The 24636-nt window shown below is 43.4% G+C and carries 26 protein-coding genes and 1 tRNA gene; 10 read left to right on the forward strand and 17 right to left on the reverse strand.

The features are described 5' to 3' along the window. The first annotated feature begins 55 nt into the window (after positions 1–55). Positions 56–667 (forward strand): CDP-diacylglycerol--glycerol-3-phosphate 3-phosphatidyltransferase, encoded by a 612-nt coding sequence (pgsA, locus tag Q0Q74_RS10010; RefSeq protein ID WP_294430439.1) that lies wholly within the window; start codon positions 56–58, stop codon positions 665–667. Between the two features lie 22 nt (positions 668–689). On the opposite strand, the gene Q0Q74_RS10015 is transcribed toward pgsA, so the two are convergent. Beyond that, positions 690–2189, reverse strand: a complete 1500-nt coding sequence (locus Q0Q74_RS10015) for an NFACT family protein (RefSeq protein ID WP_294430440.1) — start codon at positions 2187–2189, stop codon at positions 690–692. Between the two features lie 68 nt (positions 2190–2257). Between Q0Q74_RS10015 and Q0Q74_RS10020 the strand changes: the two genes are divergently transcribed. Beyond that, positions 2258–2902, forward strand: a complete 645-nt coding sequence (locus Q0Q74_RS10020) for a hypothetical protein (RefSeq protein WP_294430441.1) — start codon at positions 2258–2260, stop codon at positions 2900–2902. Between the two features lie 35 nt (positions 2903–2937). Here Q0Q74_RS10020 and Q0Q74_RS10025 read toward each other — a convergent pair whose 3' ends face one another. Genes Q0Q74_RS10025 through Q0Q74_RS10045 form a run of 5 tightly spaced genes read right to left on the reverse strand, consistent with a single transcriptional unit; the run spans position 2938 to position 7911 of the window. Beyond that, positions 2938–3861, reverse strand: a complete 924-nt coding sequence (locus tag Q0Q74_RS10025) for a 1-phosphofructokinase family hexose kinase (protein ID WP_294430443.1) — start codon at positions 3859–3861, stop codon at positions 2938–2940. A 44-nt stretch (positions 3862–3905) separates the two neighbouring features. After that, positions 3906–5021: a cation diffusion facilitator family transporter gene (locus tag Q0Q74_RS10030; RefSeq protein ID WP_294430444.1), complete on the reverse strand. Its 1116-nt coding sequence runs from the start codon at positions 5019–5021 to the stop codon at positions 3906–3908. A gap of 10 nt (positions 5022–5031) precedes the next feature. Then, positions 5032–6096: a hypothetical protein gene (locus Q0Q74_RS10035; protein WP_294430445.1), complete on the reverse strand. Its 1065-nt coding sequence runs from the start codon at positions 6094–6096 to the stop codon at positions 5032–5034. Between the two features lie 30 nt (positions 6097–6126). Continuing rightward, positions 6127–6876 (reverse strand): RluA family pseudouridine synthase, encoded by a 750-nt coding sequence (locus Q0Q74_RS10040; protein ID WP_294430446.1) that lies wholly within the window; start codon positions 6874–6876, stop codon positions 6127–6129. Positions 6877–6936: 60 nt separating this feature from the next. After that, the gene (locus tag Q0Q74_RS10045) at positions 6937–7911 is read right to left on the reverse strand and encodes an aldolase catalytic domain-containing protein (RefSeq protein ID WP_294430447.1); all 975 of its coding nucleotides are present in this window, start codon (positions 7909–7911) and stop codon (positions 6937–6939) included. A gap of 163 nt (positions 7912–8074) precedes the next feature. Between Q0Q74_RS10045 and Q0Q74_RS10050 the strand changes: the two genes are divergently transcribed. Beyond that, positions 8075–8914, forward strand: coding sequence for an ABC transporter ATP-binding protein (locus Q0Q74_RS10050; protein ID WP_294430450.1), 840 nt, complete (start codon positions 8075–8077; stop codon positions 8912–8914). Between the two features lie 119 nt (positions 8915–9033). On the opposite strand, the gene Q0Q74_RS10055 is transcribed toward Q0Q74_RS10050, so the two are convergent. The 3 genes from Q0Q74_RS10055 to Q0Q74_RS10065 all read right to left on the reverse strand — a co-directional run bounded on the left by Q0Q74_RS10055 (position 9034) and on the right by Q0Q74_RS10065 (position 11446). Further along, positions 9034–9672 carry a CBS domain-containing protein gene (locus Q0Q74_RS10055; RefSeq protein WP_294430453.1) on the reverse strand — a complete coding sequence of 213 codons (639 nt, stop codon included), beginning with the start codon at positions 9670–9672 and terminating at the stop codon, positions 9034–9036. A 63-nt stretch (positions 9673–9735) separates the two neighbouring features. Next, positions 9736–11001, reverse strand: a complete 1266-nt coding sequence (locus Q0Q74_RS10060) for an ATP-binding protein (RefSeq protein WP_294430454.1) — start codon at positions 10999–11001, stop codon at positions 9736–9738. Positions 11002–11158: 157 nt separating this feature from the next. Then, positions 11159–11446 carry a hypothetical protein gene (locus Q0Q74_RS10065; RefSeq protein ID WP_294430455.1) on the reverse strand — a complete coding sequence of 96 codons (288 nt, stop codon included), beginning with the start codon at positions 11444–11446 and terminating at the stop codon, positions 11159–11161. A 195-nt stretch (positions 11447–11641) separates the two neighbouring features. On the opposite strand from Q0Q74_RS10065, the gene Q0Q74_RS10070 reads away from it, so the two are divergent. The 4 genes from Q0Q74_RS10070 to Q0Q74_RS10085 all read left to right on the forward strand — a co-directional run bounded on the left by Q0Q74_RS10070 (position 11642) and on the right by Q0Q74_RS10085 (position 14376). Continuing rightward, positions 11642–12193 carry a hypothetical protein gene (locus Q0Q74_RS10070; RefSeq protein ID WP_294430457.1) on the forward strand — a complete coding sequence of 184 codons (552 nt, stop codon included), beginning with the start codon at positions 11642–11644 and terminating at the stop codon, positions 12191–12193. A gap of 80 nt (positions 12194–12273) precedes the next feature. Further along, positions 12274–12927: a hypothetical protein gene (locus Q0Q74_RS10075; RefSeq protein ID WP_294430460.1), complete on the forward strand. Its 654-nt coding sequence runs from the start codon at positions 12274–12276 to the stop codon at positions 12925–12927. Next, complete coding sequence (locus Q0Q74_RS10080) at positions 12920–13750, forward strand: sensor histidine kinase (RefSeq protein ID WP_294430461.1); 831 nt, start codon at positions 12920–12922, stop codon at positions 13748–13750. The genes Q0Q74_RS10075 and Q0Q74_RS10080 overlap by 8 nt, the downstream gene beginning before the upstream one ends. Then, positions 13747–14376 carry a response regulator transcription factor gene (locus tag Q0Q74_RS10085; protein ID WP_294430463.1) on the forward strand — a complete coding sequence of 210 codons (630 nt, stop codon included), beginning with the start codon at positions 13747–13749 and terminating at the stop codon, positions 14374–14376. Before Q0Q74_RS10080 ends, Q0Q74_RS10085 begins: the two co-directional genes overlap by 4 nt. A 95-nt stretch (positions 14377–14471) precedes the next feature. On the opposite strand, the gene Q0Q74_RS10090 is transcribed toward Q0Q74_RS10085, so the two are convergent. The 7 genes from Q0Q74_RS10090 to Q0Q74_RS10120 all read right to left on the reverse strand — a co-directional run bounded on the left by Q0Q74_RS10090 (position 14472) and on the right by Q0Q74_RS10120 (position 21710). Next, positions 14472–15176 carry an ABC transporter ATP-binding protein gene (locus Q0Q74_RS10090; protein WP_294430480.1) on the reverse strand — a complete coding sequence of 235 codons (705 nt, stop codon included), beginning with the start codon at positions 15174–15176 and terminating at the stop codon, positions 14472–14474. Between the two features lie 97 nt (positions 15177–15273). Next, the gene (locus Q0Q74_RS10095; protein WP_294430466.1) at positions 15274–16071 is read right to left on the reverse strand and encodes an ABC transporter ATP-binding protein; all 798 of its coding nucleotides are present in this window, start codon (positions 16069–16071) and stop codon (positions 15274–15276) included. Next, a complete protein-coding gene (locus tag Q0Q74_RS10100) occupies positions 16068–17102 on the reverse strand; it encodes a branched-chain amino acid ABC transporter permease (protein WP_294430468.1) in 1035 nt (344 codons plus the stop codon). The genes Q0Q74_RS10095 and Q0Q74_RS10100 overlap by 4 nt, the downstream gene beginning before the upstream one ends. A gap of 12 nt (positions 17103–17114) precedes the next feature. After that, on the reverse strand, positions 17115–18017 hold the full coding sequence (locus Q0Q74_RS10105; RefSeq protein ID WP_294430469.1) for a branched-chain amino acid ABC transporter permease: 903 nt from the start codon (positions 18015–18017) through the stop codon (positions 17115–17117). Positions 18018–18218: 201 nt separating this feature from the next. Next, on the reverse strand, positions 18219–19352 hold the full coding sequence (locus Q0Q74_RS10110; protein ID WP_294430470.1) for an ABC transporter substrate-binding protein: 1134 nt from the start codon (positions 19350–19352) through the stop codon (positions 18219–18221). Between the two features lie 174 nt (positions 19353–19526). Beyond that, positions 19527–19868: a hypothetical protein gene (locus Q0Q74_RS10115; protein WP_294430473.1), complete on the reverse strand. Its 342-nt coding sequence runs from the start codon at positions 19866–19868 to the stop codon at positions 19527–19529. Positions 19869–19895: 27 nt separating this feature from the next. Beyond that, positions 19896–21710: a hypothetical protein gene (locus Q0Q74_RS10120; RefSeq protein ID WP_294430474.1), complete on the reverse strand. Its 1815-nt coding sequence runs from the start codon at positions 21708–21710 to the stop codon at positions 19896–19898. Between the two features lie 190 nt (positions 21711–21900). On the opposite strand from Q0Q74_RS10120, the gene Q0Q74_RS10125 reads away from it, so the two are divergent. The 3 genes from Q0Q74_RS10125 to Q0Q74_RS10135 all read left to right on the forward strand — a co-directional run bounded on the left by Q0Q74_RS10125 (position 21901) and on the right by Q0Q74_RS10135 (position 24024). Continuing rightward, positions 21901–22647 carry an RsmE family RNA methyltransferase gene (locus Q0Q74_RS10125; RefSeq protein WP_294430475.1) on the forward strand — a complete coding sequence of 249 codons (747 nt, stop codon included), beginning with the start codon at positions 21901–21903 and terminating at the stop codon, positions 22645–22647. Continuing rightward, positions 22647–23567 (forward strand): DMT family transporter, encoded by a 921-nt coding sequence (locus tag Q0Q74_RS10130; RefSeq protein WP_294430477.1) that lies wholly within the window; start codon positions 22647–22649, stop codon positions 23565–23567. The genes Q0Q74_RS10125 and Q0Q74_RS10130 overlap by 1 nt, the downstream gene beginning before the upstream one ends. Positions 23568–23952: 385 nt before the next feature. Continuing rightward, positions 23953–24024: transfer RNA gene (locus Q0Q74_RS10135), tRNA-Val, on the forward strand. A 96-nt stretch (positions 24025–24120) separates the two neighbouring features. On the opposite strand, the gene Q0Q74_RS10140 is transcribed toward Q0Q74_RS10135, so the two are convergent. After that, positions 24121–24636 (reverse strand): flagellin (locus Q0Q74_RS10140; RefSeq protein ID WP_294430478.1); only part of this gene is annotated, 516 nt, incomplete at its 5' end.

The raw sequence follows: 24636 nt of genomic DNA on the forward strand, positions 1-24636 counted from the left end.
ATAGAAATGATTTATCGGTTTACTTTTTCTTCTTAAAAAACTATACTTGTATCTAATGAAAGTCTCTAATCGTTTTACGCTTGTACGGGCACTTTTTGCGCCTGTTTTCTATTTGATTTTTAATCTGCCGGTCTGGCTCAATTCACATATCCTCGGAATCATCTCTGCATGTATCATGATACCGCTTCTTGCCGTTGTGGAACTAACTGACTATTGGGACGGTCACTATGCCCGCAAGAACAACGAAGTCAGCGATTTTGGAAAGCTTTTTGATCCTTTTGCTGATGTTATTCTGAACCTCACTGTCTTCATTTGTGCAGTATCAGCGGGCTATATGCCAATGATTCTTTTTGTGCTCATTTTGTATCGTGAATTATCTCAGAGCTTTTTGCGCACGATTGCCCTCAAAAAGGGCGTTGCCATCGCTGCCAGAAAGGGCGGTAAGCTCAAGACTGTTTTTTACATCATTTCAGGATTTTTCTTTCTCACACTTGAAAGCTATACAAGATTCGCATTTCCGTTCATTCCAGAAGTCGTGGACACAATCATTAAAACCGCTCTTCGCTGGTCAACTTTCTCACTTTTCATCGTTTGTGTTGGCCTAAGCTGGGGGTCTTTTGCTGATTACATCAAATCATTTTATTCACTTGTAAAAGACAGCGACTAGTTTTTATTTACGGCCACTTCTGTTAAATCCCAAGCTTTCTGATTTTTGCATCATCCAGTTTGATGAACAGGTTCTTTTCGTTTGTGGGAAGAACCGTTCCTTTGGGGGCATTTTTTGCCCTGCGAAGATGCTTTACCTGAGTGTAGTACAAGTCCGCGCTGCCGTTTTTGCGTGCCTTTGAGAAATATACGGCAAGATTTCCTGCATAGAGAAGAATTTCAAGAGGAACTGTTTTTCCGGGGCGATTCTTTATGAATACATAGCCGCCGTGATAATCTCGTACATGAAGCCACATGTCCGCACCTTTTACAGTGTGACGAAGCAACTCGTCGTTTTCAGTGGCATCGCGGCCAACTATGATTTGCCAGCCGTCAATTAAAAAATCAAGGCCTGGATGCGACTTCTTTTCCTGCTGCTTTGGTTTCTGCGTTTTACGAAGAATCTGCTCCAGTTTGATTGGATTTTTTTCTGTGATTATATGCTGATATTGTTTTTCAAGCTCTTCGAGTGATTTTTCTGCCGCTTCAATGTCATATTCCAGATTTTCAAGACCGCTCGTTTGCTTTTTGTAGGTTTCGTAATAAGAAGCCGCATTTTCCTGTGCAGATTTTTTGGGATCAATCTTGATGCAGATTTTCTTTCCTGTTTCAAAGTCTTCGCATTCAAGAAAATTTGAGCTTCCGTCGAGCTTGTATCCGTAGGAAAGAATCAAATCGCCCTGATGTTTATATTGGACTGCATTTTTGAAAGATTCGCGTTTTTCCTTGAGTCTTTGAAGGGCTGCTTCCTGCCTGCTTTTGTGAGATTCGTACCATTTTTCGGCCTGTTCCAAAAGGGATTCCAGTGAACTTTGCGCGGCATTTTCTGAATAGTACAAGTCAACTTTCTGATTGAAGGACAAATTTGGATAATCAGGATGGCTTTGTACATAGGCTTCAGTAGTTTCTGCAAATTCCCGGACAGGAAATTCCTTGTCAGTCGGTTTGCTTTCTGGAAGAATAAGCTTTTCGCCAGTCTTTTCGCCTTTTGCGGGTCTTCGGTAGAAAGAATCGAGAATCACATCGTCTTTGTCGCAAAGAAAAATATTCGCTGCATTTGACCATAATCTTATATAGAGCGTGAAAAAATCATCGCCATCTTCGTCTTGCAGGGATTTTGCTTTTTTGGCGGCGTGTTGCTGGGCTTGCGGCATAACATAAATCGTGCCGGCTTTTTCGAGTTCGATTTTAACAATTCGGTCTTTTTCAATCTGCTTGCATGAAATGATTCTTGCGCCTTTGATTTTTGATTTGAGCATTTCGTTGAATCGAAGCGGTTTTTCGTTCTTGGTGATTTTGCGTCTTGTTTCGCAGATTCGGCATTCACCTGCCGCAAGTGAAATGAAAACTGTTTTCGGTTCGCCCGGTTTGTATGTATAGAGTGCAATTGATGCGAAATTTGGCTGAACAATTTCCTGTACGAAGCTGCCCGTTAAATCAAGTTCCGAGAGTATCAAGTCAATTTCATTGCAATTTAAGCTCATTTTTTGCCCTTTTGAGGAATCAGACGGTTCCCCTTTACTTTATTCTATAATCATAATACATTTTTCTTATGAAGAAAATATTTTCTCTCTTTGTTTTTTTTATTTCGCTTTTTTCAGCTTCCGCAATGAGTGATTTTTCAAACAGAACCTTTTGCATGGGGCTTTCTTTTCCAAATATGAAGCATGATTACCGCATCGATGGGATGGACGCGGTAACATTGAATGGAATCGGCTTGAATTTTAATGTCCGCCGCATGAAAGATGAAATGAAACTTGGAATTTTCCTCGATACCGACATTTTTATGCCTATTTCCAAAACAATCGTCGTTAATGAACAGAACATGACGACTTCAAAGATTACCGATTATGAGTTTTTTTTTGGGATTGATGCACTTGCGGGAATTTATACCGTGCTTTTTCGTGATGCTTCGCTGAATTTCCCGGTGGGGCTTGGCTTTCATCTTGACGGATTTATCAGCAAAGAAAAATATGATGACATTATAATCAAGGAATCAGTTTATACGCTTGGTGCAGGGCTTTGGCTTAATCTGGAAATTAATGTTTCAAAAAGATTTGGCGTCTATCTTGGTTCAAAATTCATTTATGATTTTTATTATAAGATGAATAACAAGTCAGCAATCACCACAGTTCAGTCGGGAAATTGCAGGTGTTTTTCTGCAATCCCGACAGCAGGTGTTTTGTGGAGATTTTAGTTAAGTACTGATTAACAGTTGATGAGATTCAGCACTTAAACTGCATCCGGCAAAATTGAACCAGGAACAACTGTTTGAGCATTGAGGGATGCACAGTGAGTGCCAGCTTTGAGAGCTGATTCCAGATTCTGATTTTTGATGTAATCATGCAAAAATCCTGCCGCAAATGAATCACCACAAGCCGTTGTGTTTACAACATTTGAGGCAAGTTCAATTGGAACGCGGATAGATTTGCCCTTTTCGGCTGCAATCGTGTCTTTTTTGCCGCGTGTTACGACGATTATGTTTTGCAATTCTGCGCTTTTTTTCGCGACTGCTGATTCAAGCTCTTCTTCGCTCAAAAGCAAATTGCCGAAGGTCTGACAGAATTCTTCTTCGTTAATCTTTATGATTTGCGGTGTACAGACTTTGAGAGTGCCGAGAAGGTCATTGCCCCTGAAGTCTGCAAGAATGATTTTACCGGCTTTGTGAGCAACTTCGCAGATTCGTGAACAGATATTTGCTGACCATGCAGCTGGCCTGCTTCCTGCAAAGAGAAGCGCATCAAAAGATGACATGTATTTTCGAACGAATTCGAGTAATTTGAGTTCAGCTTCGGCTCCGGCGATATGGGCCAAATCCTGCTGCTCATCGGCTACAAGTTCTGTGGTTGTGCCCTTTTTGCAGTCAAGGAGAGTCCAGCATTCACGCGTGCTTCCTTCGATGTAAATTGGAGTGACATATAAATCGCTGTCGTTTGAGGCTAAAAGCATGAAGCGTTCGGCATTTACATTGCCGACTGGGCAGAGCGCGACTGAACAGCCCGGTTCAAGCTGATTCAAAACCCGCGCTGCATTCAGTGCTTTTCCGCTGGCATCTTCACGCCAGTTTCTTGAGCGGTTAACATTTTCGGGCAAAAACGAATCAAATTTTATTGTGCGTTGAATTGTTGCACTAAGGCAAACACAAAGAATTTTCATTGCATAAGTATGAAGAATTTGCTTGATTTTGACAAGCACAGAAATCAGTCTGAAATATCCGTATCGAACTGAACTTGCACATCGTAGTCAGGGAATGCTTCACGAACATCGGTGACAACATGATTGAACATGGTCTTCATATCCGGCGACTCGAAAGAAACGATAATGTCAAAGCGCATGATTTTTTCGGTTTCGTCGACAAAAAATCCGTGCATTTGAAGAATGTCCTTGTGCTCATGAACGATTTTTGCGACTTTTGAGCGAATTTCCGCTGCGGAATTCTGTTTTGTGTTTACGCTGTAAACGCCGACTGCCGCCATCATTACACCGTGTTTTTCATAGACTAGCCGTGTGATTTTTCGCGTAACAACATCGATTTTGTCTGCCGTCCATGTGTCAGGAACTTCAATGTGAACTGAGCCCAAATGCCTGTCTGGACCGTAATCATTCAAAACCAGGTCGTATGCGCCGCGAATTTCCGGGTCAACGGAAGAGATTGTCCTTTTTATTGCATGCGAAACATCGCCATTGATTCGTTCACCCAAAATTTTGCTGAGGGTTTCCCGGAGCGTTTCAAAACCTGATTTTATGATTGCAAAAGCGATGATTATACCGAGCCATGCTTCAAGCGAAATGCCCCAAAATAAGAAGACAGCAGCCGCAATCAAAGTTGAAAGCGAAATGACTGAATCCATGAGTGCATCCTGACCACTTGCAATGAGGGAATCTGAATTCACGCGCTTGCCTGTGGATTTTACAAAGAGACCAAGCGCAATTTTGACTACAACAGCAGTTGCAACGATGAAAAGCGTCACCGGCTGGTAGTCAGGTGTTCGAGGAGTTATGATTTTCTTGATAGATTCAACAAGAGCCGTAGTACCTGCATATAAGATGATGACCGCAATCACCATTGCTGAAAGATATTCTGCCCGGCCGTGTCCAAAAGGATGCTTTTTATCGGCTGGTTTCAATGCCAGTTTTGTACCAATTATGGTAACTACTGAAGAAAGTGCATCGGTAAGGTTGTTGACTGCATCCAACACAATTGCAATTGAATGTGAGAGAAGCCCGACGAATGCTTTGAAGGAAGCCAGAGCAATATTCGCGATTATTCCAAGTATGCTTGTCCTGACGATGATTTTTTCACGATTCTGCTTCATTTTTTTAATCCTAGAAAATTTTGAATTTATATGAAAGATTGATGTCGAACCAGCTTGCACCAGCTCCGCCATCTGCATTGTCTGATTTATTATAGTTTGACTCGTAGTTTGATTTGTAATAATCGTCACCGCGAAGCTGCCTCATGTAGAGATAGCTTGTGTTCAGCGAGATGGAATGGCGCTCGTTAAAGCTGTAAGTCAGCCCGAAATTAAATTTGAATGCGCCCAGAAAATCAACCGTCAAATCTGCAAAATCAGTTTTTGTGACCAAATGTGCATCATAAGAAACGGCATAGATGTATGGTGTAAAGAAAAATCCTGCATTAACGCTAAGGGAATTTGATTCTGTTTTTAAGCCTTCTGGGAGCGGCATTGTAAGCGAAAAATCGCTGCCGAGCCAGAAATAGTAAGTAAGCCGCTGATAGATTATGACCCGTCCAGAAAGTCGCTGAACGGTTTGATTTTCTTTGTCATCATAGCGGGAATAATATTTCCCTTCGATTGCAGAAGATTTGCCGTACCAGGCAGTGCCGCCTTCTCCGGTGAATTTGATGTTGTTGTAATCGAAGGCAATTGTCGGTCTGATGCAGAAATTTGCGCTTGTATTGAAAATGTTGTAGCCGATTTTAAGACCGAAACTTATGTCGTAGTCCAGGTGATTGTCGCTTTCAGAATAGTTCGTTTTGTACTGATAGTTCTGCGCATTTGCTGTTCCGACATTCTGCCAATCTGAGTCAATCATTTGACCAGAATCACCTGGAATTCCGCAAGTCAAATGAGTCTCGGCGAAAAGGCTTTTCCAATTGCCGTGAAGCTTTAGTCCGTAATACAGTTCCGGCTTTAATTCCCAGTTCAATTCACTGAGCTTGTCGTCATCATAATCGCATTTTTGAATGAAGACATATTCATCAAGCTGACCGTATTTAAGTCCAAACAGTGGCTCCACCGAAAGCGAAAAATGTGCTGGCTTTTCGCCTGCTGAGTTTTCTTCTATTATTGTGTCTGTTACTTCCTGAGAGAAAAAATTGCTGACGAATAAGCCGGATAGACAAAGGATTAAGATAGATTTTTTCATAATTTAGCCTGTTGAATTGAATCTTTGCTCTTAAGCGCCAAGCGGGTCGACTCCGAAGATGTTGCTCAACTGTTTACGGGTGGCATCCATGTCTTTGGGGTAGGGCGCGGTAAAAGAGACTTCCTCACCGGTTTTGGGATGCTTTAGCGTAAGATGATATGCGTGAAGTGCAAGACGATTTAAAAGCGGCCGTTCCTGAGTTTCATCACCGTTCCAGCGCTTTTTGATTTCGGAAAGAAGAACTGGATGTTGATTGCCAGAATAAAGCGGGTCACAGACGATTGAAATGCCAAGAGACTGAAGGTGCGCACGAATCTGGTGTGTGCGGCCTGTGAGCGGGCGTGCTTCAATCCATGAGTATGGCCCGCAGTTGCCGAAATTTTTGAATTCTGTAATGGCGATTTTGCCGTATTTTTGATTTAAAACAGTGCGGTGGCGTGCGTCTCCGTCAACGAGAAGCTTTGAATCGACTCTTTTTGTTTCCCATAGCGGATGACCCAGAACGAGTGCATGATAAATCTTTTTGACTTCGCGTTTTTCAAACTGCATTGAGAGATTTCTGTGAGATTCTGGATTTTTGGCATAAATGACGCAGCCAGAAGTGTCTTTATCGATTCGATGGACTGCATAGAGCTTGCCGAATTCTTTTTCGGCTTCCAAATCAAGGCGGGGAGCATCCTCATCATAGCGGTCAGCGGCAATCAAAAGCCCCGACCGCTTGTTGAGAACGACAATATCTTCATCATTGTAAATAACTGTATAGTCTGGTGTAATTTTCATCAGAAAGATTATATCACATTTAATGAAGTATGTTTAGCTATTTAGCCAGCGGCTTAGGCATTACTCCTGTGAAGTAATTTCCTTGTAGAATTCACTGTAATCCTTGCGTTTTTCTTTGGTGAACTGAATTGCAGTGCGCGGATGCTGATTCAAAACGCCTGTCATGAGATACTGCAAATCGTAGCCCCATGCAACACCCGACTCTTTAAGCGGATTCATCTGTTCTTCAACGAATTTGATTACTGGGAAGAGCTTGTATTTCGGGTTCTTCAGGAATCCCAAAAGCAGTTCCATTGCACAGTTACCGGCACCACGACCCATTGAGGCATAAGTTGCATCAAGGTAGTCAACCCCGTCACCAACTGCTTCAATTGTGTTTGCGAAAGCGAGGCGCTGATTATCGTGAGCGTGAATACCGAGTTTTTTACCGTATTTTGTGGCGAATTCACCGTAGAGATCGGCAATTCGTGCAATCTGTTCCGGGTAAAGTGCTCCGTAGCTGTCAACGATGTAAATTACATCTGCAGGAGAGCGGCCAATCAAATCGAGGGCGACTTTTAAATCTGATTCCTGCGAATTTGAGATGGCCATGATATTGCAGCTGACTTCATAACCTTTGTTTTTTGCATCTTCAATCATGTCGATTGCGCCTGGCATCTGGTGAAGGTAAGTCGCAACCCGAATCAAATCGACCGGGCTGTTTGCCTTTTCCTGAATGTCCTGCTTGTAATTACAGCGTCCGACATCTGCCATAATAGCGATTTTCAAATCTGTGTTGTTATCATCGACAATGCTTCGGATATAATCATCTTCAGAGAACTTGCACGGACCGAATTTTGAAGTTTCGAACATTTCTTTGTCGGCGCGATAGCCAAATTCCATATAATCAACGCCGGCTTTTACATTTGCTTCATAAAGAGACTTTGCAAATCCTTCCGGGAAATAAAAATCATTTACCAGGCCGCCGTCTCGCAAAGTAGCATCAACAACTTTAATGCTCGGTCTGAAATCCATCAATTTGGAAAGTTCTTTCATTTTTAACTCCTGTTCTTCTTGTTACTATCTATAGTATCATAAAGAACAAAGTTTGAAAAGAGCTTTCCAATTTCTTAGTCCAGAGAGCGTACAAGGCTTTTGCTGAATTCATGCCCCAAACATTTCCCTCGACTTTTCGCCTGATTTTTACTATCTTAATGATATGGAATTTCTTGAACTTAACGATATAACTTTTACATACCCCGCCGTTGAGGGTGACTTAGACGAAAACGGAAATCAGATTGAGCCAAAGCCAGTTTTTGAGCATTTTTCGGCAAAACTGCCTGCCGGATTCGTGAGCTTTGTCGGTCAGAACGGCTGTGGTAAAACTACTCTCATGCTTTTGGCAAGCGGGCGGCTCACACCTCAGAGCGGCACTGTTTCTCTTTTAGGCAAAAATCCTGCCACTCTCAATGATGAGCAGAAAAATCTTCTTGCTTCGGTCATTTATCAGAACATGGAATTTGAAACCGAAGATAAAGTGAGCGAGCTTCTTTCGTATGTTTATCAGAACGGAGCTTTAAAAGGTTCAGCCCAGGCGATTCGTGATGGCGGCAAAGACCTTCTTTCAGAGGTAATCGAAGTTTTTGAGCTTAAAGATGTTCTTGACCACGCGCTCACCCATTTGAGCAAAGGCGAAATTCAGCGTGTTCTTCTTGCATTCGGAATTTTGTACGGAAGCGAATCGCTTTTTATGGACGAGCCGCTTTTTGCGATGGAGCCTCATCAAAAAGAAACAGCCCTTGCTTACCTCAAGGAATTTGTTCACAAAACATGGAAGTCAATCTACATCTCGATGCATGAGCTTGATTTGACCAAAAAGTATGCCGATCAGGTTTTGCTTTTCTATCCTAACCGCGACATGGCTTTGGGCACCCCCGAAGAAGTCCTCACCCGCGACGAAGTCGAAAAGGCGTATGGAGTTCCGTATGCGATGCTCAAAGACCACGAAAATCTGAGCCGTGAATATTTGAATTCTTTGAATAAAAAAGAAGAAAAATAGGCGCGAATCAACTGTCTACGGGCTATCCGCCCTTACGCTTTCGCTACATTGCCGTGCCGGTTTCGGCTTTGCTCAACCAGCACGGCAACGCTTCGCGGGGCTACTATCCCGCGCGGGCATTAGCGGATGTCTTTAATGTCTGCGCCCAGGTTTTTGAGGATTTCTTCTACATCCTCTTTGTTAATACCGATGATTTTGAATGTGATAATTCGCTTGCTCACATCGCTGCCGTCAGCAGTAATGAACGAAACGATTTTGCCTTTCTTTTCTGCGATTGCCGAACTGATTTTGGCCAGTTCACCGCAATTGTCGCTTACCTCTACAGATGCACGGACACCTTCATATTTGAATCCGAACATATCGACCATAGCCTTGAACAAATCTGTTTTTGTAAGAATTCCCGCAAGAACTTCACCGTCAAGAACGATTACGCTTGAAATGCTGTTTTCGGCCATGAGTTTTGCAGCTTCTTCAATGGTAGCGTCTTTCTGAATCGTAATCGGCTTTTTTTTCATTACTTTTTCGGCGGTCATCTTTGAGATGAGATAGCTCAATTCATAAATATCGAGACTTGTCGCCTCAGAAGGCATTGTTTTTTTGATGTCAGTTTTTGTGATTACGCCCACAAGATTTCCTGAATCATCAAGAACCGGCATTTTCCCGATTTTCTCTCTGTCCATTGTATTTTTGATATTTGAGATAAGCTCTTTAGGGTTCGTGTAAACCGGATTTTTAGTCATAAAGTCGCGTACAATCATAAATTCCTCCTCGTTTATATCTCATACATGATAGCACACATTTTGGGATTTCAATAGATTTTTTTATGACAAGAGCCATTTCCACATAGGAACAACGCTTACTCTAATGCCGTTATAGTCAAGTTCTGCTTCTTCACTGTTGCTCAAAACAAGGCATTTTGCTTCTGGAATGAACTTCCGTAATTTTGCAAACGCATTAAGCTCACGCTCTTTTGTATCAAGATTATCCAGTGCATTGTAACAAACCTGAATCGCAAGATTTTGCTCAGGCAGATAAAAGTCTATCTCAACATTGCTTTCAAAATAATAGACATTTTCCGTTCCGTATCTTCGGGCTAATTCAACGGCAACAAGATTTTCGAGCTGGGCAGTTTCAGAATTTATCGTAAGAAGACCGAGCAAGCCTGTGTCCATAAAATAGTATTTTGGAGCAGTTTCTTTTTCCACAAGTTTTGCCGCATAATTCTGAATCGCAAAAAGCAGATATGCGTCGGTAATATATCCCATATAATTGATTACGGTCTGTTTTCCGATTGCCGAACCCGCACTTTTCAATATATTCGTAAGCCGTGAGAAAGAAAGAGCATTCATAACAGATTCCGCGACTTTTTTAAGAATCAGGCGGAGCGCAAAATCATTGGTGATGTTATTTCTTGTAAGAATGTCGCCGACATAAATCGTCTGATAAATGCTGCCTAAATATTCGCGTTTGTTTCGAATTTCTGTAAGTTCCGGGAAGGCCCCATATTTCACATACTGCTCGTAGATTTTGAAGACATCAGCCTTGTCAGAAGTACTCATTGCCCTTGTGTAATCTTTTTCTTTTCCAAGTGCACGGAGATACTCTGAAAACGAATACGGAAAAATCTGCACGACCATAAACCTGCCGCCAAGAGTTGATGCAATTTCACGGCTCAGCATTTTACTGTTGCTTCCCGTGATGTTTACCCGGTATTTCATATCCGCAAGCCGCCGCACGAATTTTTCCCAGCCCGCGACATTGTGAATCTCGTCCAAAAAGATATAAGGCTTTTTATCTTTGCCGGCCATTTCAAGACCGATTTCGAGCATTGTGTTCAAATCCGCAGTTTCCGTTTCCAAAAGCCGCTCGTCCTCAAAATTTACATAAAGGATTTCGTTAAGAGGCACCCCAGATTCCTGAAGCTTTTTTATCTGCTGATATAGCATGTATGACTTCCCGGTTCGCCTTATTCCAACAAAGCAATAATTGACATTTTCTTCCAGCTCATAGGCACGCAGAATTCCAGGATTGGAGAGATACATTTCTTTCTGGTCGATGAGTATTTCTTTTAGGAAATCTCTGTTCATAAACAGCCCCTTGTCTTGCCGACAAGACAATTATAAGCTGTTTTTGTTCTATGCACAAGACAAAATTGACATATTTTTGTTCTATGAGTAAGACAAAAATACCGTGGCAGTTACTTCACCTGTGCGTTAACGCACTAAAAACTATGCGTGCACACTATTACATTTGCATCAATGCAGAATAATTTAAATTGTGTTCCCTTGCATAAGTAATAAAATCTTTTTCTTCTTTTGTTACGCGGATTTGAAATTTAAGCGGCAACGCAAATTTCTGTTTTCGTCCTGCATTTTCTCTTGCTCCACCATGTCCGAATTTTTTCTCATAGGAGGCAAGTCCGGAGCGTTTCATATATTCTTTTTCAGAAATTATTTTTTCATCTGGAGAAATTTCAGATTCTAATTTTTTGAAAACATAACCTTCTGAATCTTTTACAAAAACATACTTCATAATTATAAGATAAAAAGAGCACTTGAAATTGTCAACAATTTCAAGATGAACATTGCATAGTACCTCCCCCGCGCACCCGTGCGTTAACGCACTAAAAACTGTGCGTGCACACTAACACGCTTTTTTTGAAATGTGGTAGTTTTCTTTGCATAAAGGGGCGTATGCCTTTTACAAAAACAAAAAAGAGGTTTTATTATGAAAAAACTTTTCAAAACATTGGCTGCACTCGCAGTAGTTGCAGCACTGGGATTTGGTTTCGTTTCGTGTGGAGATCCAGAAGATGACAATGACGGAAATCCTGGAAGCGGCGCAATTCCAACAGAAGGAATTGCAGAGCGTTTTAAGGATGTGAAATACTCTCACAGTTCAGAAGAAGAGGCGATAGCAAAAGTAGAGAATGATGAACGGGAAACGTCAAGCTATGGATGGAGCGAGAGGTTTATATATTTTTATGAAAACGGTACTTATATTCTTTTCCATCATGACTGTACGTACTCAAAATTCTTGACAGCTGGTAAAGTCGAAAAATCGTCAGATAAAACAATTGTGGAAGAGAAAGGTACATACAAACTGACTGGCACTTTTGATTCTGGCTCGATTGAATTTACGGCAACACATACAGTTAACCCTTTCAATGAGAAATTGGTTGAAGTTGGTACACAATATTCTGAAACAGAAACAATAGAAAATGGAAAATTTTCTACCTATAATAGATATATGGGCTATGGGAACTTTGAGAAACAATAGCAACTAGCCATTTTCTTCACATTCACAGGCTGTCATTCGGGCAGCCTGTATTTTTATAATTCCCAAAAGGAAGCAAAAAAATGTATAATCTTTCCATGTGCTATTCTGCAAATAGAATCCCCGTTTCTCCAATAAACACAATCCTCTTCTGTGTGATTGCACAAATCATAAACCTTGCAGCCGCTTATATTTTCGGTGATATGCTTCATGTTCCGCTTTTTCTGGACACAATCGGCACGGTGGCGGTCGTTTTTTATGCAGGTCTTGTGCCGTCTCTTTTGGTTGCTGGCCTTTATAATGTCTTCCGTGTTTTACTCATGGTCGCAATGGGGAATCCTGCCTATCCCTGGGATATGATGTACGCCCTCTGCGGTCTTGCAATCGTTTTTTGCACATGGGTTTTCATCTATAAAAACTCAAATTTCAGGGGCGGAACGCTTCTTACTGTCCTTTACCTTCTTTTGATTGTGCTTGTTTCATCATTTGCTTCAAGCCTGATTGGTGCGGGAATTGAAACTTCCCAGCGAATCATCTTTCACAATCAGATTTATTCAAATCCCGTAACGCTTTTTGTTCAGGCCTTTCTTGGCGGCAATTTTGGTCTTTTTCTTGCCTGTTTTATCACGCGAATTCCTGTCACAGTCCTTGACCGCTTAATCTGCACTTTTGCGGGCTGGTGCTTGTACCTGCTCTTAAAAAAATGCTCATTCCGTGCTAAAATGAATTATGACTAATCTTTTTACCATTCCCAATCTTGCTGATGATGCCAATGCTTTGTACGGCATTGTTCAGACTTTCATCCTCTTTTTTATTATTCTGGCAATCGTGTTTTTTGTAGCCCTTGTTGCGATTATTGCAGTCCTAATCAAAATGCGGCTTGTAAACGACAATCAGAAGGAAACCGCCGAATATGCCTCTCATGTACTTGACGCTCAGGAAGAAGAGCGTTCACGAATTTCTGCCGAACTTCATGACACCGTGGCTCAGGACTTAAAGGCGGCCGTTACTTTTGTAGAAAACAACAAGCCTGCTTCTGAGACTAGAGACCTTCTTTTAAACTGCATTAAACAAATCCGCTCGATGTGCTATTCGCTCGTTCCGCCGGAGCTTTCGGGGCAGTCACTTTCTTCTGCACTACATGCTTTGTGCTATAATTTCAAGAATAAAACAGGCCTTGAAGTTGCTTTTTTCTTTAAGGACGAAACTTCACGCCTTTTGGACTCCGACTCGCTTTCAGATTTGCAGAAACTGAGCATTTACCGAATCGTGCAGGAATCGCTTACAAATATCCAGAAACACGCCGGTTTGTGTGAGGTTTCAGTTTTCGCACGAAAAGAGCATAAAAATGAACGGGGTGGGCTATACCTATATATAGAGGATGACGGCAGGGGCTTTACTCCCGAAAATCTTTTGACATCGGATAAACCTTCTCACTTCGGTTTAAAGGGAATGAAAATGCGTGCGGCTCAGACGGGTGGCACGCTTTCTGTTTTTTCTGAACCAGGCCTTGGCACAAGGATTCTGCTTTTTATTCCAATTGGAGTTTTTGAAAAATGAAGAAGACTTTTTTTGTCGTAGAAGACCACAGCCTCATGAGGCAGGGAATCACGGGCTTTCTTGCAGAACATTCTGATTTTGAATGTATTGGTTACGCTTCAAATTCCACGGATTTTTTTGATGCAATGCAGGCTTTGGGCGAAAAAACACTTCCCGCCGTTTTGATTACTGATTTGAACATCGAAGGCAGCGTAGAGAAGGGGCTTTCTTTGATTAAAAATTGCCGCTCAGAATTTCCAACTGTAAGAATTGTGGTGTATTCCATGCATTCAGCCGGCGGAATTGTTGGTGCGGCTTTTGAAGCGGGCTGTGACGGCTTTGTTTCCAAAATGAGCGACGAAGTGGAACTTAAAAACGCACTGGAATCTGCCGTTTTGGGAAAGCGTTATGTTGATCCGCAGATTGCACCGAATCTTGTGCTTTTTGAAATGACTCTATCCAAATTCAGTATGCGCGAAAACGAAATTCTCCGCATGATTTTGCAGAACAAGTCCAATGTTCAGATTGCAGAAGAGCTTGGAATCAACAAGCGCACCGTCGAAAACTGCATCAGCCGCATTTACAACAAGACAGGTTTTTCAACCCACAAAGAGCTGATTGCAAGTTTCGGCAGCGGTGAGTTTTAAAATTTGGGCGCTCCGGCTTCGCCGTCGGGGGTTCCGCCCTTCGCTGACGCTCATTGCCAGTGAACTGGCAACTTCGGGGCTTCATCCCCTAGCGCTTATCCACCCAGGTACGCTTTTTTTACAGCCTCATCGTGAATCATTTCTTCAGAATTTCCAGAAGAAGCGACTTCTCCGGTTTCGAGGATGTAGACGCGGTTTGCGATGCTCATTGCCTTGAAAGCGTTCTGCTCAACAAGAAGAATCGTTGTTCCTTCCTTGTTGATTTTCTGTACGATGTCAAAAATTTCATCAACGAGGATTGGTGCAAGACCCATGCTCGGTTCATCAAGCAAAAGAAGTTCCGGTTTTGACATGAGACCGCGCCCCATTGCAAGCATCTGCTGTTCACCGCCAGAAAGGGTTCCAGCCGCCTGCTTGAGTCGTTCTTTTAGTCGCGGAAACAGTTCGTAAACATGCTCCAAATCGGCCTTGATTCCGGCTTTGTCTTTTCGAAGGTATGCACCCATTTCAAGATTTTCTTTTACCGTGAGGTTTGAGAACACGCGGCGGCCTTCCGGAACATGAATAAGCCCCGCCTTTACGATTTTATCAGGACTGAGATTGGTGATGTCTTCGCCTTTAAAAATGACCGATCCGCTCTGTTTTTTAATCAGATTAGAAATTGAATGAAGTGTAGTTGTTTTTCCTGCACCGTTTGCTCCAATCAGTGAGATGATTTCGCCTTTTTTAACATCAAAGCTGATTCCTTTGAGAGCCAGAATCGAGCCATAAGATACTTTCAAATCTTTTACATTTAACATGATTTCTGCCATTATTTCCCTCCATTAAAACGCTCCGCGGCTCAGGCATAGCCTTCGCCGAGACTCGCTAAAAACGCTTCCAAGCGTTTTTCCCTGCTTACGCGGGGCGCTCACTACCAAGGTATGCTTTTATAACTTCTGGGTTCTGCTGGATTTCTTCTGGTTTGCCGGTTGCAAGGACTCGGCCGTAGTTCAATACATAAAGCCGTTCGCAGATTCCCATGACGAGCTTCATGTCGTGCTCAATCAAGAGGATTGTGAGGTGGAATTCCTTGCGGATAAAGGAAATAAGTTCCATCAGTTCTTTTGTTTCCTGAGGGTTCATGCCCGCTGCAGGTTCGTCCAAAAGTAAGATTTGCGGCTGACTTGCCAAAGCACGGCATATTTCAAGCTTTCTCTGCTCACCGTAAGGAAGATTTTTTGCAAGTTCGCCCTCTTTTTCGCGAAGTCCGAAAAGTTTGAGCAGATTCCGAACCCTGTTTGTCATCATAAGTTCGTCTTTGCGGAATTTTGGCGTTCTGAACAAAATGTGGAGCGGATTTGCCTTTCGCTGCGCGTGCATTGCAATTCGAACATTGTCCGCTACGGTAAGATTTCCGAACAGACGGATATTCTGGAAAGTTCGCGCGATTCCGATATTGTTCAGCTGTGCCGGAGACATTTTATTGACAATATGGAGTTTTGAATTTTTGTCATTGTATATAATCTGCCCGCTTGTCGGCGTATAAACACCAGAGAGCATGTTGAAAACGGTTGTCTTGCCTGCTCCGTTCGGTCCGATTAATCCGACAAGTTCACCCTTATAAAGTTCCATGTTCAAATCGCTGACAGCGCGCAATCCGCCGAAAACGATGGAAAGGTCAGTAGCTTTTAAGATGGTTCTGTTTTCGCTCATTTACCGACTCCTTCTGTTGGTTCAGCTTTTGAAAGCTTTTTTGCTTTTATCTTTTTAATCAGCCCCGGAATTCCGTCCCAGCACTTGATGAATGAAAGTTCCTTCATGCCGAGCAAGCCTTGTGGTCGGAAAAGCATTACGAGAATCAATACGACCGGGTACAAAAGCAGTCGGTAGTTCTGAAGGAATCGCAGGAATTCCTGCAAATAGGTGAGAACGAATGCCGCAATGACCGAGCCTGTGATTGAGCCCATTCCGCCTAAAACTACGAAAATGAGCGCGTTGATTGAGTTGTTGAATGAAGCAAGTTCCGGCTTGATGAGACCGATGAACGGTGCGTAGAGTGCACCACCGATTCCGCCGATGAAAGCCGCAACGACAAAGCCAATCATCTTGTACTTGAATACGCTGACACCGTTTGAATTTGCCGCAATTTCATCTTCGCGAACGGCCATGATTGCCCGTCCGTAGCTTGAGCGAAGGAAGTTCTGAAGGAACACGATGATTAAAACCAGCATGCCGATGATTACGAGGTAAGAAAGGCTTGCACCCCAGTCCAAACTGTCGCGCAGGAACGAATATTTGAAGCTTTTACCGTTCGGACCGCCTGTAACTTCTTTTAAGTTGACGAGTACGACACGGATAATTTCACCGAAGGCAAGCGTTACAATTGCAAGATAATCGCCTTCGAGTTTGAGGGTTGGGAATCCAATCAAAAATCCGAAAATTGCCGCAACAATCGGAGCAACAAACATTGCCAATGGAAGAGGAAGGCCCAAGTCCTGTGCAAGAATCATCGTTATGTAAGCGCCGACTGCCTCAAAAGCACACTGACCGAGGGTGAGCTGGCCTGTGATTCCGCTGACTACGTTTACTGAAATCGCCATAATCGCGTTGATTCCGGCGAGCGTTATTACATAAGCCGTGTATGCATTGATGATATTTGCCCGAATCAAAAGAAAAGGCACAAAAATCGCAAATGCGGCGATTCCTGTTAAAATCAAAGTATTTCTTGTCTGAATGTTTTTCATGTCTGCCGCTCCTTAAACCTTAACTCTTGTTCGTTTTCCCAAAAGACCGGCCGGTTTTACAAGAAGAATCAGAATCAAAATACAGTATGAGATTGCATCTGCGTACTGAGGAGCCGGGAAGTATGCTTTGACCATTGTTTCTGCGATTCCAAGAATTACGCCGCCGACCATTGCGCCCGGAATTGAACCGATTCCGCCAAGAACGGCCGCAACGAATGCTTTGAGACCTGGAATATAGCCCATCATCGGGTCAATCTGAGGATAAGCAGTTGCATAAAGAACACCGCCCGCACCGGCCAGAACAGAGCCGATTACGAAGGTGAGCGTGATGATTCGGTTGACATTGATGCCCATGAGACTTGATGCACCCAAATCGAATGAGACGGCCTGCATTGCCTTGCCGACCTTTGTGTAATTTACTATATAATTGAGGATAAGCATGAGAACTGCACCGAGCACAATTACGACAATCTGAATGTTTGAGATTGAAACAAGTCCGAAGGTGAAGTTCATTGTTTCCATTGTTGGGTACTGCCGCGGATTTGGACCGACAAAAGGCAGAATTCGCATTACATTTTGCAAAATCAACTCGATTGCAATAGCGGTAATCAAGGAATTAAGTCGAGGAGCAGAGCGAAGCGGGCGGTAAGCGACTCTTTCAATGATAATGATTAAAAACGCACAAGTGACCATTGCCGCAAGAAAAGCAAATGTCATGCCGAGAGGTGTTGCTCCCAATGCACAAAGAACGAAATAGCCTGCGTAAGCTCCAATCATCATTACATCACCGTGAGCAAAGTTAATGAGCTTTACGATTCCATAAACCATTGTGTAGCCAAGAGCTATCAGTGCATAAATGCTACCAAGTGATAGACCGTTTATGAACTGCTGAACGAAAATAGAGGCAGAATTCAAAGTGTCCCCCTGATAAAACTTTTTTCTCCATTGTATTGTAGTTTAAAACAAAAACACCCGCAAGACACGAAAGATTTTTTCTCTCGCATCATTGCGGGTGTTTTGCGGTAGCGCTGGTAGCACCGAAGTACCGCGAAGCGGTATGAGCGCTAGCGAAGTGCGGACATAGCGACCTGCCGCCAGGCAGGTACCGCCCGAATCCTAAGGATTAACTGTTGTGTTGTAAACAGTTGTAAGTTTTCCGTCTTCGCCTTTTACAAGCTCAACGATAACAGCACCTTTGACAGGGTTGTGTTTTTCATTGAATGTAAGGTGACCTGTAACATAGTCGCCGTTTGTTGCTTCAAGGGCTGTGCGGACTTTTTCTGAATCAGCTGAACCTGCTTTGAGGATTGCGTCACGAATCATGTAGATTGCATCGTATCCCAAAGCTGCGAATGAAGTTGGTGTGAGATTGTATTTTGCTTTGTAGTTCTTAACAAAATTCTGTACTTTTGGCTCTGTTGAGTCAGCAGCGTAGTGATTTGAGTAGAAGCCGTTCAAAACTTCATCACCTGCGTTCTCTGTAAGACCGTCCCATCCGTCTGCACCAACGATTGGAGTGTTGATTCCCTGAGCGCGAAGCTGTTTTACGATGAGTGCAACTGTTGAGTAATAATCCGGGAGATATACTACATCAGGATTTGCGTTCTTGATTTTTGTGAGCTGTGCGTTGAAATCTTTGTCGCCAGTTGAATAGCTTTCCAAAGAAACGATTGAACCGCCAGCCTTTTCGAATGCTGCACGGAAGTTTTCTGTAAGACCTACAGAATAGTCGTTTCCGATGTCATAAAGAATTGCCGCATTTTTTGCACCAAGATTTTCAGCAGCGAATTTTCCGCCGACTGTTCCCTGGAACGGGTCATCATAACATGCACGGAAGATATAGTTGCCTGCATCAGTCAAAGCTGGAGCTGTAGCAGCCGGTGCGACCTGAACGATTTTCTGAGCCTGAGCGAGCGGAGTGATTGCGATTGCACAGCCAGAAGTGAGTGAACCGACGATGAGTTTTACGCCGTCTTTTGTTACGAGCTTTTTGTAAGCTGATACTGATTTTTCTGGCTGACCTTCGTCATCTTCTGCGATAAGTTCAATGAGCTGGCCGTTTACGCCACCTTCTGCATTGATTTCATTGATTGCAAGCTCTACACCGTTCTTGCAGTCACCACCATATACAGCATAATTTCCTGAGAGTGGACCGATTGAGCCAATCTTGATAGCAGAACTTTTTGAGTTGCATCCTGCGAGAGCCAATGTAACAGCAGAAATTGCTGTCATGACTTTTAACATTTTCATTTTGTGCCTCCACACATTTTTCAAATTAAGATTGATTTTAATGAAAATGGAGGCCTTTGTCGATAAGGCGAAAATTTGGCGCAAATCAACTGTCGGCCGCTGTTCCGCAGCTTGCTAACGCGCGGTGCCTTCGGCACTGGCTTCGCCACTGCTCCATAGCGGTGCGGCCTTTTCTTACTTCAAAAGCTTGTAGTCACTGATTACGATGGTACCGCTTTGTGAAACCGGGAATGCGGCATCAGCTGATTCAGTTTCGAGCGTGCCTTTGAGTTCCAGATGACTTCCCTGTAAAGCGAGGATTTCTTCTATATTATGGTTCGTAGTTTCGTCTACTTCCATGAGATAGATTTTGCCGTCATCAGCTTCAAAAGCCGGCGTTGCAAAGGGTGCATTACCGTAATAATTGATGTGGCCGGTAAAAGTTTCTGTTTCGGGGGCTTTTCCGCCAAAAGAGAAAGCGAGTGAGCCTGTAAGAAGAAATGCGAAAGCTGAAATCATAAAAGTCTTTTTTTTCATTTTGTGTTCCTGCCTGTTATGTCCGTTTTATTCGATGATGATGTAAGTTTTCTGTGCATTATCAATGTCGCTCGTGTTGAATTTGAGCGTGATTGTTGAAGAATTAGCTGTGCCGACCTTTACGAGTGTGAATCCATACGGTCTCAAATCCTGCTGTGCATTGTAGCCGAAATAAACCGGGCCATCATAAGAGTAGAATGATGAGATTTTACCGCTTGCACCTGATTTTCTGAAACTATTGTATGAATCCGTAAGAACATTATTCAGAGTCCACAAATCGATTGCTTCAAGCGGATAACTGTAGCCGTTTGAAGAATATTTTGTCTGTGTAAGCTTTTTGTTGAATCCATAGTTTGATTCCTGGAATAGACATGCTGCCGTGTAATACTTTAGCATTTCGCTTATACTTGTGCCCGAAGCGGCTGTAATTGAAGCAATGTCAACATAGTCATTTGTGGCGATTTTATTGATGAAGTCAACACCGCCGTAAGTGCGTGCTGCCCATGCGCCGAAAGCGTAATTGTTTGCATAAGAATAGTAAACATCGTAAGTGCCGCTTTCTTTATATTCAAGGCCTGTGTCATAGTAGTGACGGCAGAACATCGGAAGTCGCTGGAAAGGGCTGTCATCATCTGTGAAGTTTGAATTATTTGCTTCGAGATAGTCCTTCATGATGTCTTCGCAGAGCATTGACTTCATTTCGTTGTACCATGAACCTGACTGGAGAGTTGTTTTTGAGGTTTTGAAGGTTTTTTCGAAGGTTTTCATTGTCTTTACGCCGAAATCAACCATGTGCTGGAATTCGTGCGCAAGGGTTGAATAGACGGTAGCCGTTTCATTTGCGGTATAGTAAGCGTCGATGTAGAAATATTTGCCTTTGTTTGAATATGCGGCAACACCTTTAGCGTAGTCAGCATAGTAGTCTTTTGCGTAAAAATAACCGAGGGTGCCGCCGTTTGGTTTTTCGCCGTTGTAGTCATTTGCGATGTCATAAACGACGATGTTGACCATTTTGCCTGTGTTGCTGTAATCGCTCATGTCGTTGATATATCTTGCCTGATAAAGAATTTTGTCTGATTCTTCTCCGAAAACTTTTCGTACCATTGGATAGATTTTGTCAAAATTGTCCGCAACGCTTTGAGCGATTGAGGCATTGATTTTTTCTCCGCTTGCACTGCCTTGTGTCCAATATGTAGATTCATTGCCTGTTCCGATTACCCAGACATAGCAGTATTCTCCTTTTGCACGGAGAGTAGCTGTTTTTGCCTCATATTTTGACATTGATGAATTTACATCGATGTAGATTGATTTTGTGGTCGAATTGACGACAGGATTGATTTGTGTAACTGCTTTTGAAGGTGCGGGGCCTGCTGCAAGTGAGCGGTTTGCAAGTTCACTGAAATCAAGCCGTGAATTCAATGTGGCCGAAAGACAGCCTTCGTAATGCTCGCCGCTCGCACTTCTTGTGAACCAGCCCAAAATCGTGTTGATAAGGTTGCCGCCAGAAGAAGATGATGCAGTCGCGTTACCGGTGGCTGTTGTAAGCCCGCTTACAGAAGAAACTGCCCGTGTGTACTTTGCGGAAATGCCTGTTTTTGTAGGATTTGTTTTGGTCATCCAGATGGTTTTGCCAGAAGAAAGACCAGAAATTGAAATCTGTGCCGTGGTTGGTGAAACTTCGATTATGTTTGGCGAAGCCGATGCTGAATATTCTTCAGATTTTGTGCCACTTGCTGTTACGAGGTCACCGCTATGGCTTGAAAAGAGGCTGTCATCGGTGAGGCCGCAGCCGGAAAATGCTAAAACTGAAAGAGAAAGTGATGCGAGAATTATTTTTTTCATATAAACTCCAGGTGCAAGGGATTGTAGTGGCGGCTTCAGCCGTTCTGTAGTGAGCGTAGCGAACGAAAGAATGGAGTGCGGTTAGCACGCAACCACGGAAAGCCCGACCCGAAGCGGCTTTGCCGCGTAGGGATGCACCCAAATATTATACTTCAATTTTTTGCAAATTTCATGTATATTTTTTGAAACTATGAATATTTGTCTTTTTACACCTGAAGAAATCAATGCACCGCTTGCGAAAAATGATGAGCGCGCAAAACATATCATAAAAGTTCTCCATAAAAATCCCGGTGATTCTTTTGATGCGGGAATTATTGGTGGAGCGGCTGGAATTGCCACGATTACGGCGATTTCTGATGATGGCGAAATTTCCTTTTCGTTTGAGCCAAAGTCTGCGGGCAAAAAATTGTATCCTCTCACGCTGATTATCGGGTTTCCGCGACCGATTCAGTTGCGGCGGCTTTTGCGTGATGTTGCGGGGCTTGGCGTGCAGAAAGTGATTTTGTGCGGCACTGATTTAACCGAAAAGTCTTACCTTGATTCAAATGTCGTTTCTGACGGAACAGCGTATCAGATGCTTTTGGATGGAACGGCTCAGGCGGCGAGCACTCATGTTCCGGTTCTTGAAGTTGCGCGTTCCCTTGACGAACTATTCGAGCGGAAAACGGAAAGTGTTTCTGAATGGGAAATGGCTTCGAAAATTGCCTTAGATAATAGAAGATTTTCGTGCTCTTTGCATGAATTTCTGGCGCACGAGGCGGCTCATTCGGTCGTTGCGGCAATCGGCAGTGAACGGGGCTGGACTGAGCGCGAACGGGATTTGCTTGAAAATGCAGGTTTCTCTCTCTGCTCGATGGGAAAGCGGATTCTTCGTACGGAAACGGCGGCAACGGTCGCGAGTTCGATAATCCTTGATTCTATGGGGTTCTTGAACTGATGAATAAAAAAAGCGTTTCTCTGCTTTCGGCTTCGGGGCTTCTGCTTGCGGCTGCTGTCTGGGGCTTTGCCTTCGTTATCGTAAAAGACAGCCTTGACTACATCGGTGCCGTATGGATGCTGGCCTTCAGATTCACGATTGCGGCTTTTGCCCTGGCACTTCTTTACTGTAAAAAGCTCAAAATGCTCACCAGACGAGCGTGGATTCATGGCGGAATTCTTGGATTCTATCTGTTTACGGCGTATCTTGTGCAGACAATCGGATGTAAATATACGACCGCTGGAAAAAATGCCTTTCTGACTACGATTTATGTCTTTTTTGTGCCGCTCTTTCTGTGGATTCAGACGAAAAAACGCCCTGCATGGTATGTCTTTGTTTGTGCCCTTATGTCGATTACGGGAATCGGGTTGCTTGCACTTGGAACGAGTGACGGCGGAAATGTGAATATTGGCGATGTGCTCACGCTGATTTGCGGAATTTTTTACGCACTCCACATCATTTTTACGGCAAAATATAATGAAGAGCATGACCCGATTTTGCTCACGGTGCTTCAATTTTTGTTCGCTTCGATTTTTTCATGGATTTGTGCGCCGCTTTTTGACGGTAGATTTCCTTTGGAGCAGATTCAAAATCCGCGGGTCATTGTTTCGATGCTTTATCTGGGATTGTTTTCAACGATGCTTGCTTTTGTCCTTCAGAATGTGGGATTGAAATATCTGCCCTCGGCACTTGCATCACTTTTGCTTTCATTTGAGAGTGTTTTTGGCGTAATTTTCAGCACGATTGTTCTTGGCGAAAAACTTACTTTGCGAATGGGAGCTGGCTGTACGCTGATTTTTGCGGCGGTCGTTCTTGCACAGACACTCCCTGAAATATTAAAAAAGGGCCTTGATGAAAAGCCCTCTTCAACTGAAAACTGATTTTTAGTCTCTGGTCAATTTAATTTCGAAGTCCACGCTGCCTGCAAGCGGAATGATGACTTTCTGCTGCTTGTAGGAGTCGTTTTCATCACCGTCAATATCTGTCAGAACGAGGCTGTAAGTGCCTTTGTAAAGATCATTTCAAAATGTGCAGATTTTATGTTTTGTTGACGCTACAATGTTTTTGGGATAAGATATTTTTACTTTTTGCAAGTGCCCTTAATGGTCAATTAACTCATAGCGAACGGCACTGCGTAGAGTGCTTCCGCGTTCAAAGCACAGCTTTGAACGAGACTCGCCTAAAAACTTGTCTCACAAGTTTTTTCGCCTGCGGCGACCGGCTCCCTACCTTCACACGGCGGAGACTCTTGCAAGTGCCCTTAATGGTCGATTAGCTCAGTGGTAGAGCGCTACCTTCACACGGTAGATGTCACTAGTTCAATCCTAGTATCGACCATTAAGGGCATTTTTTTGTCTGTGCAGGTATTGCTTTTAAAAACAAGAGACCGCCCTCGATTGAGAGCGGTCTTTGCTGTTTATGCAGCTATTTGGCTTAGCGGAGCAAGCTCAATACAGACTGTGACTGCTGGTTTGCCTGAGCGATCATAGCTGTTCCTGCCTGCTGGAGGACCTGGTTCTTTGTGAAGTCTACCATTTCCTTAGCCATATCAGTATCACGGATGCGTGACTCAGAAGCCTGGAGGTTCTCAGCACCGATGTCGAGGCCGACTACTGTCTTCTCGAGGCGGTTCTGGTAAGCACCCAAGTCAGCGCGCTGTTTGTTAATCTTTTTGAGAGCTTCGTCCAAAGTTCCGATTGCGCGGTTAGCATCTTCTGGAGTCTCGAGAGTCATAATCTCTTCGTTTCCAACATTGCGGAGACCCAAAGCACCAGCTGTCATTGTGCCGATGAAAGCCTGAACGCGCTGATCCATATTTGCACCAACATGGAACCACATAGAAGCTGTAACAGAGTTTTCACCTGTTGAGCGAGCGAAGCGACCAGTCAACATATTCATACCGTTGAACTGAGCCTGTGAAGCGATTCGGTCAACCTCAGCGATGAGTGC

Source organism: uncultured Treponema sp. (assembly GCF_946187725.1).
Taxonomy (GTDB): Bacteria; Spirochaetota; Spirochaetia; order Treponematales; family Treponemataceae; genus Treponema_D.

Excerpts from the sequence above, each read along its gene's own strand:
- pgsA (WP_294430439.1), top strand. The coding sequence starts at position 56 with ATGAAAGTCTCTAATCGTTTTACGCTTGTACGGGCACTTTTTGCGCCT.
- Q0Q74_RS10015 (WP_294430440.1), bottom strand. The coding sequence starts at position 2,189 with ATGAGCTTAAATTGCAATGAAATTGACTTGATACTCTCGGAACTTGAT.
- Q0Q74_RS10020 (WP_294430441.1), top strand. The coding sequence starts at position 2,258 with ATGAAGAAAATATTTTCTCTCTTTGTTTTTTTTATTTCGCTTTTTTCA.
- Q0Q74_RS10025 (WP_294430443.1), bottom strand. The coding sequence starts at position 3,861 with ATGAAAATTCTTTGTGTTTGCCTTAGTGCAACAATTCAACGCACAATA.
- Q0Q74_RS10030 (WP_294430444.1), bottom strand. The coding sequence starts at position 5,021 with ATGAAGCAGAATCGTGAAAAAATCATCGTCAGGACAAGCATACTTGGA.
- Q0Q74_RS10035 (WP_294430445.1), bottom strand. The coding sequence starts at position 6,096 with ATGAAAAAATCTATCTTAATCCTTTGTCTATCCGGCTTATTCGTCAGC.
- Q0Q74_RS10040 (WP_294430446.1), bottom strand. The coding sequence starts at position 6,876 with ATGAAAATTACACCAGACTATACAGTTATTTACAATGATGAAGATATT.
- Q0Q74_RS10045 (WP_294430447.1), bottom strand. The coding sequence starts at position 7,911 with ATGAAAGAACTTTCCAAATTGATGGATTTCAGACCGAGCATTAAAGTT.
- Q0Q74_RS10050 (WP_294430450.1), top strand. The coding sequence starts at position 8,075 with ATGGAATTTCTTGAACTTAACGATATAACTTTTACATACCCCGCCGTT.
- Q0Q74_RS10055 (WP_294430453.1), bottom strand. The coding sequence starts at position 9,672 with ATGATTGTACGCGACTTTATGACTAAAAATCCGGTTTACACGAACCCT.
- Q0Q74_RS10060 (WP_294430454.1), bottom strand. The coding sequence starts at position 11,001 with ATGAACAGAGATTTCCTAAAAGAAATACTCATCGACCAGAAAGAAATG.
- Q0Q74_RS10065 (WP_294430455.1), bottom strand. The coding sequence starts at position 11,446 with ATGAAGTATGTTTTTGTAAAAGATTCAGAAGGTTATGTTTTCAAAAAA.
- Q0Q74_RS10070 (WP_294430457.1), top strand. The coding sequence starts at position 11,642 with ATGAAAAAACTTTTCAAAACATTGGCTGCACTCGCAGTAGTTGCAGCA.
- Q0Q74_RS10075 (WP_294430460.1), top strand. The coding sequence starts at position 12,274 with ATGTATAATCTTTCCATGTGCTATTCTGCAAATAGAATCCCCGTTTCT.
- Q0Q74_RS10080 (WP_294430461.1), top strand. The coding sequence starts at position 12,920 with ATGACTAATCTTTTTACCATTCCCAATCTTGCTGATGATGCCAATGCT.
- Q0Q74_RS10085 (WP_294430463.1), top strand. The coding sequence starts at position 13,747 with ATGAAGAAGACTTTTTTTGTCGTAGAAGACCACAGCCTCATGAGGCAG.
- Q0Q74_RS10090 (WP_294430480.1), bottom strand. The coding sequence starts at position 15,176 with ATGTTAAATGTAAAAGATTTGAAAGTATCTTATGGCTCGATTCTGGCT.
- Q0Q74_RS10095 (WP_294430466.1), bottom strand. The coding sequence starts at position 16,071 with ATGAGCGAAAACAGAACCATCTTAAAAGCTACTGACCTTTCCATCGTT.
- Q0Q74_RS10100 (WP_294430468.1), bottom strand. The coding sequence starts at position 17,102 with ATGAAAAACATTCAGACAAGAAATACTTTGATTTTAACAGGAATCGCC.
- Q0Q74_RS10110 (WP_294430470.1), bottom strand. The coding sequence starts at position 19,352 with ATGAAAATGTTAAAAGTCATGACAGCAATTTCTGCTGTTACATTGGCT.
- Q0Q74_RS10115 (WP_294430473.1), bottom strand. The coding sequence starts at position 19,868 with ATGAAAAAAAAGACTTTTATGATTTCAGCTTTCGCATTTCTTCTTACA.
- Q0Q74_RS10120 (WP_294430474.1), bottom strand. The coding sequence starts at position 21,710 with ATGAAAAAAATAATTCTCGCATCACTTTCTCTTTCAGTTTTAGCATTT.
- Q0Q74_RS10125 (WP_294430475.1), top strand. The coding sequence starts at position 21,901 with ATGAATATTTGTCTTTTTACACCTGAAGAAATCAATGCACCGCTTGCG.
- Q0Q74_RS10130 (WP_294430477.1), top strand. The coding sequence starts at position 22,647 with ATGAATAAAAAAAGCGTTTCTCTGCTTTCGGCTTCGGGGCTTCTGCTT.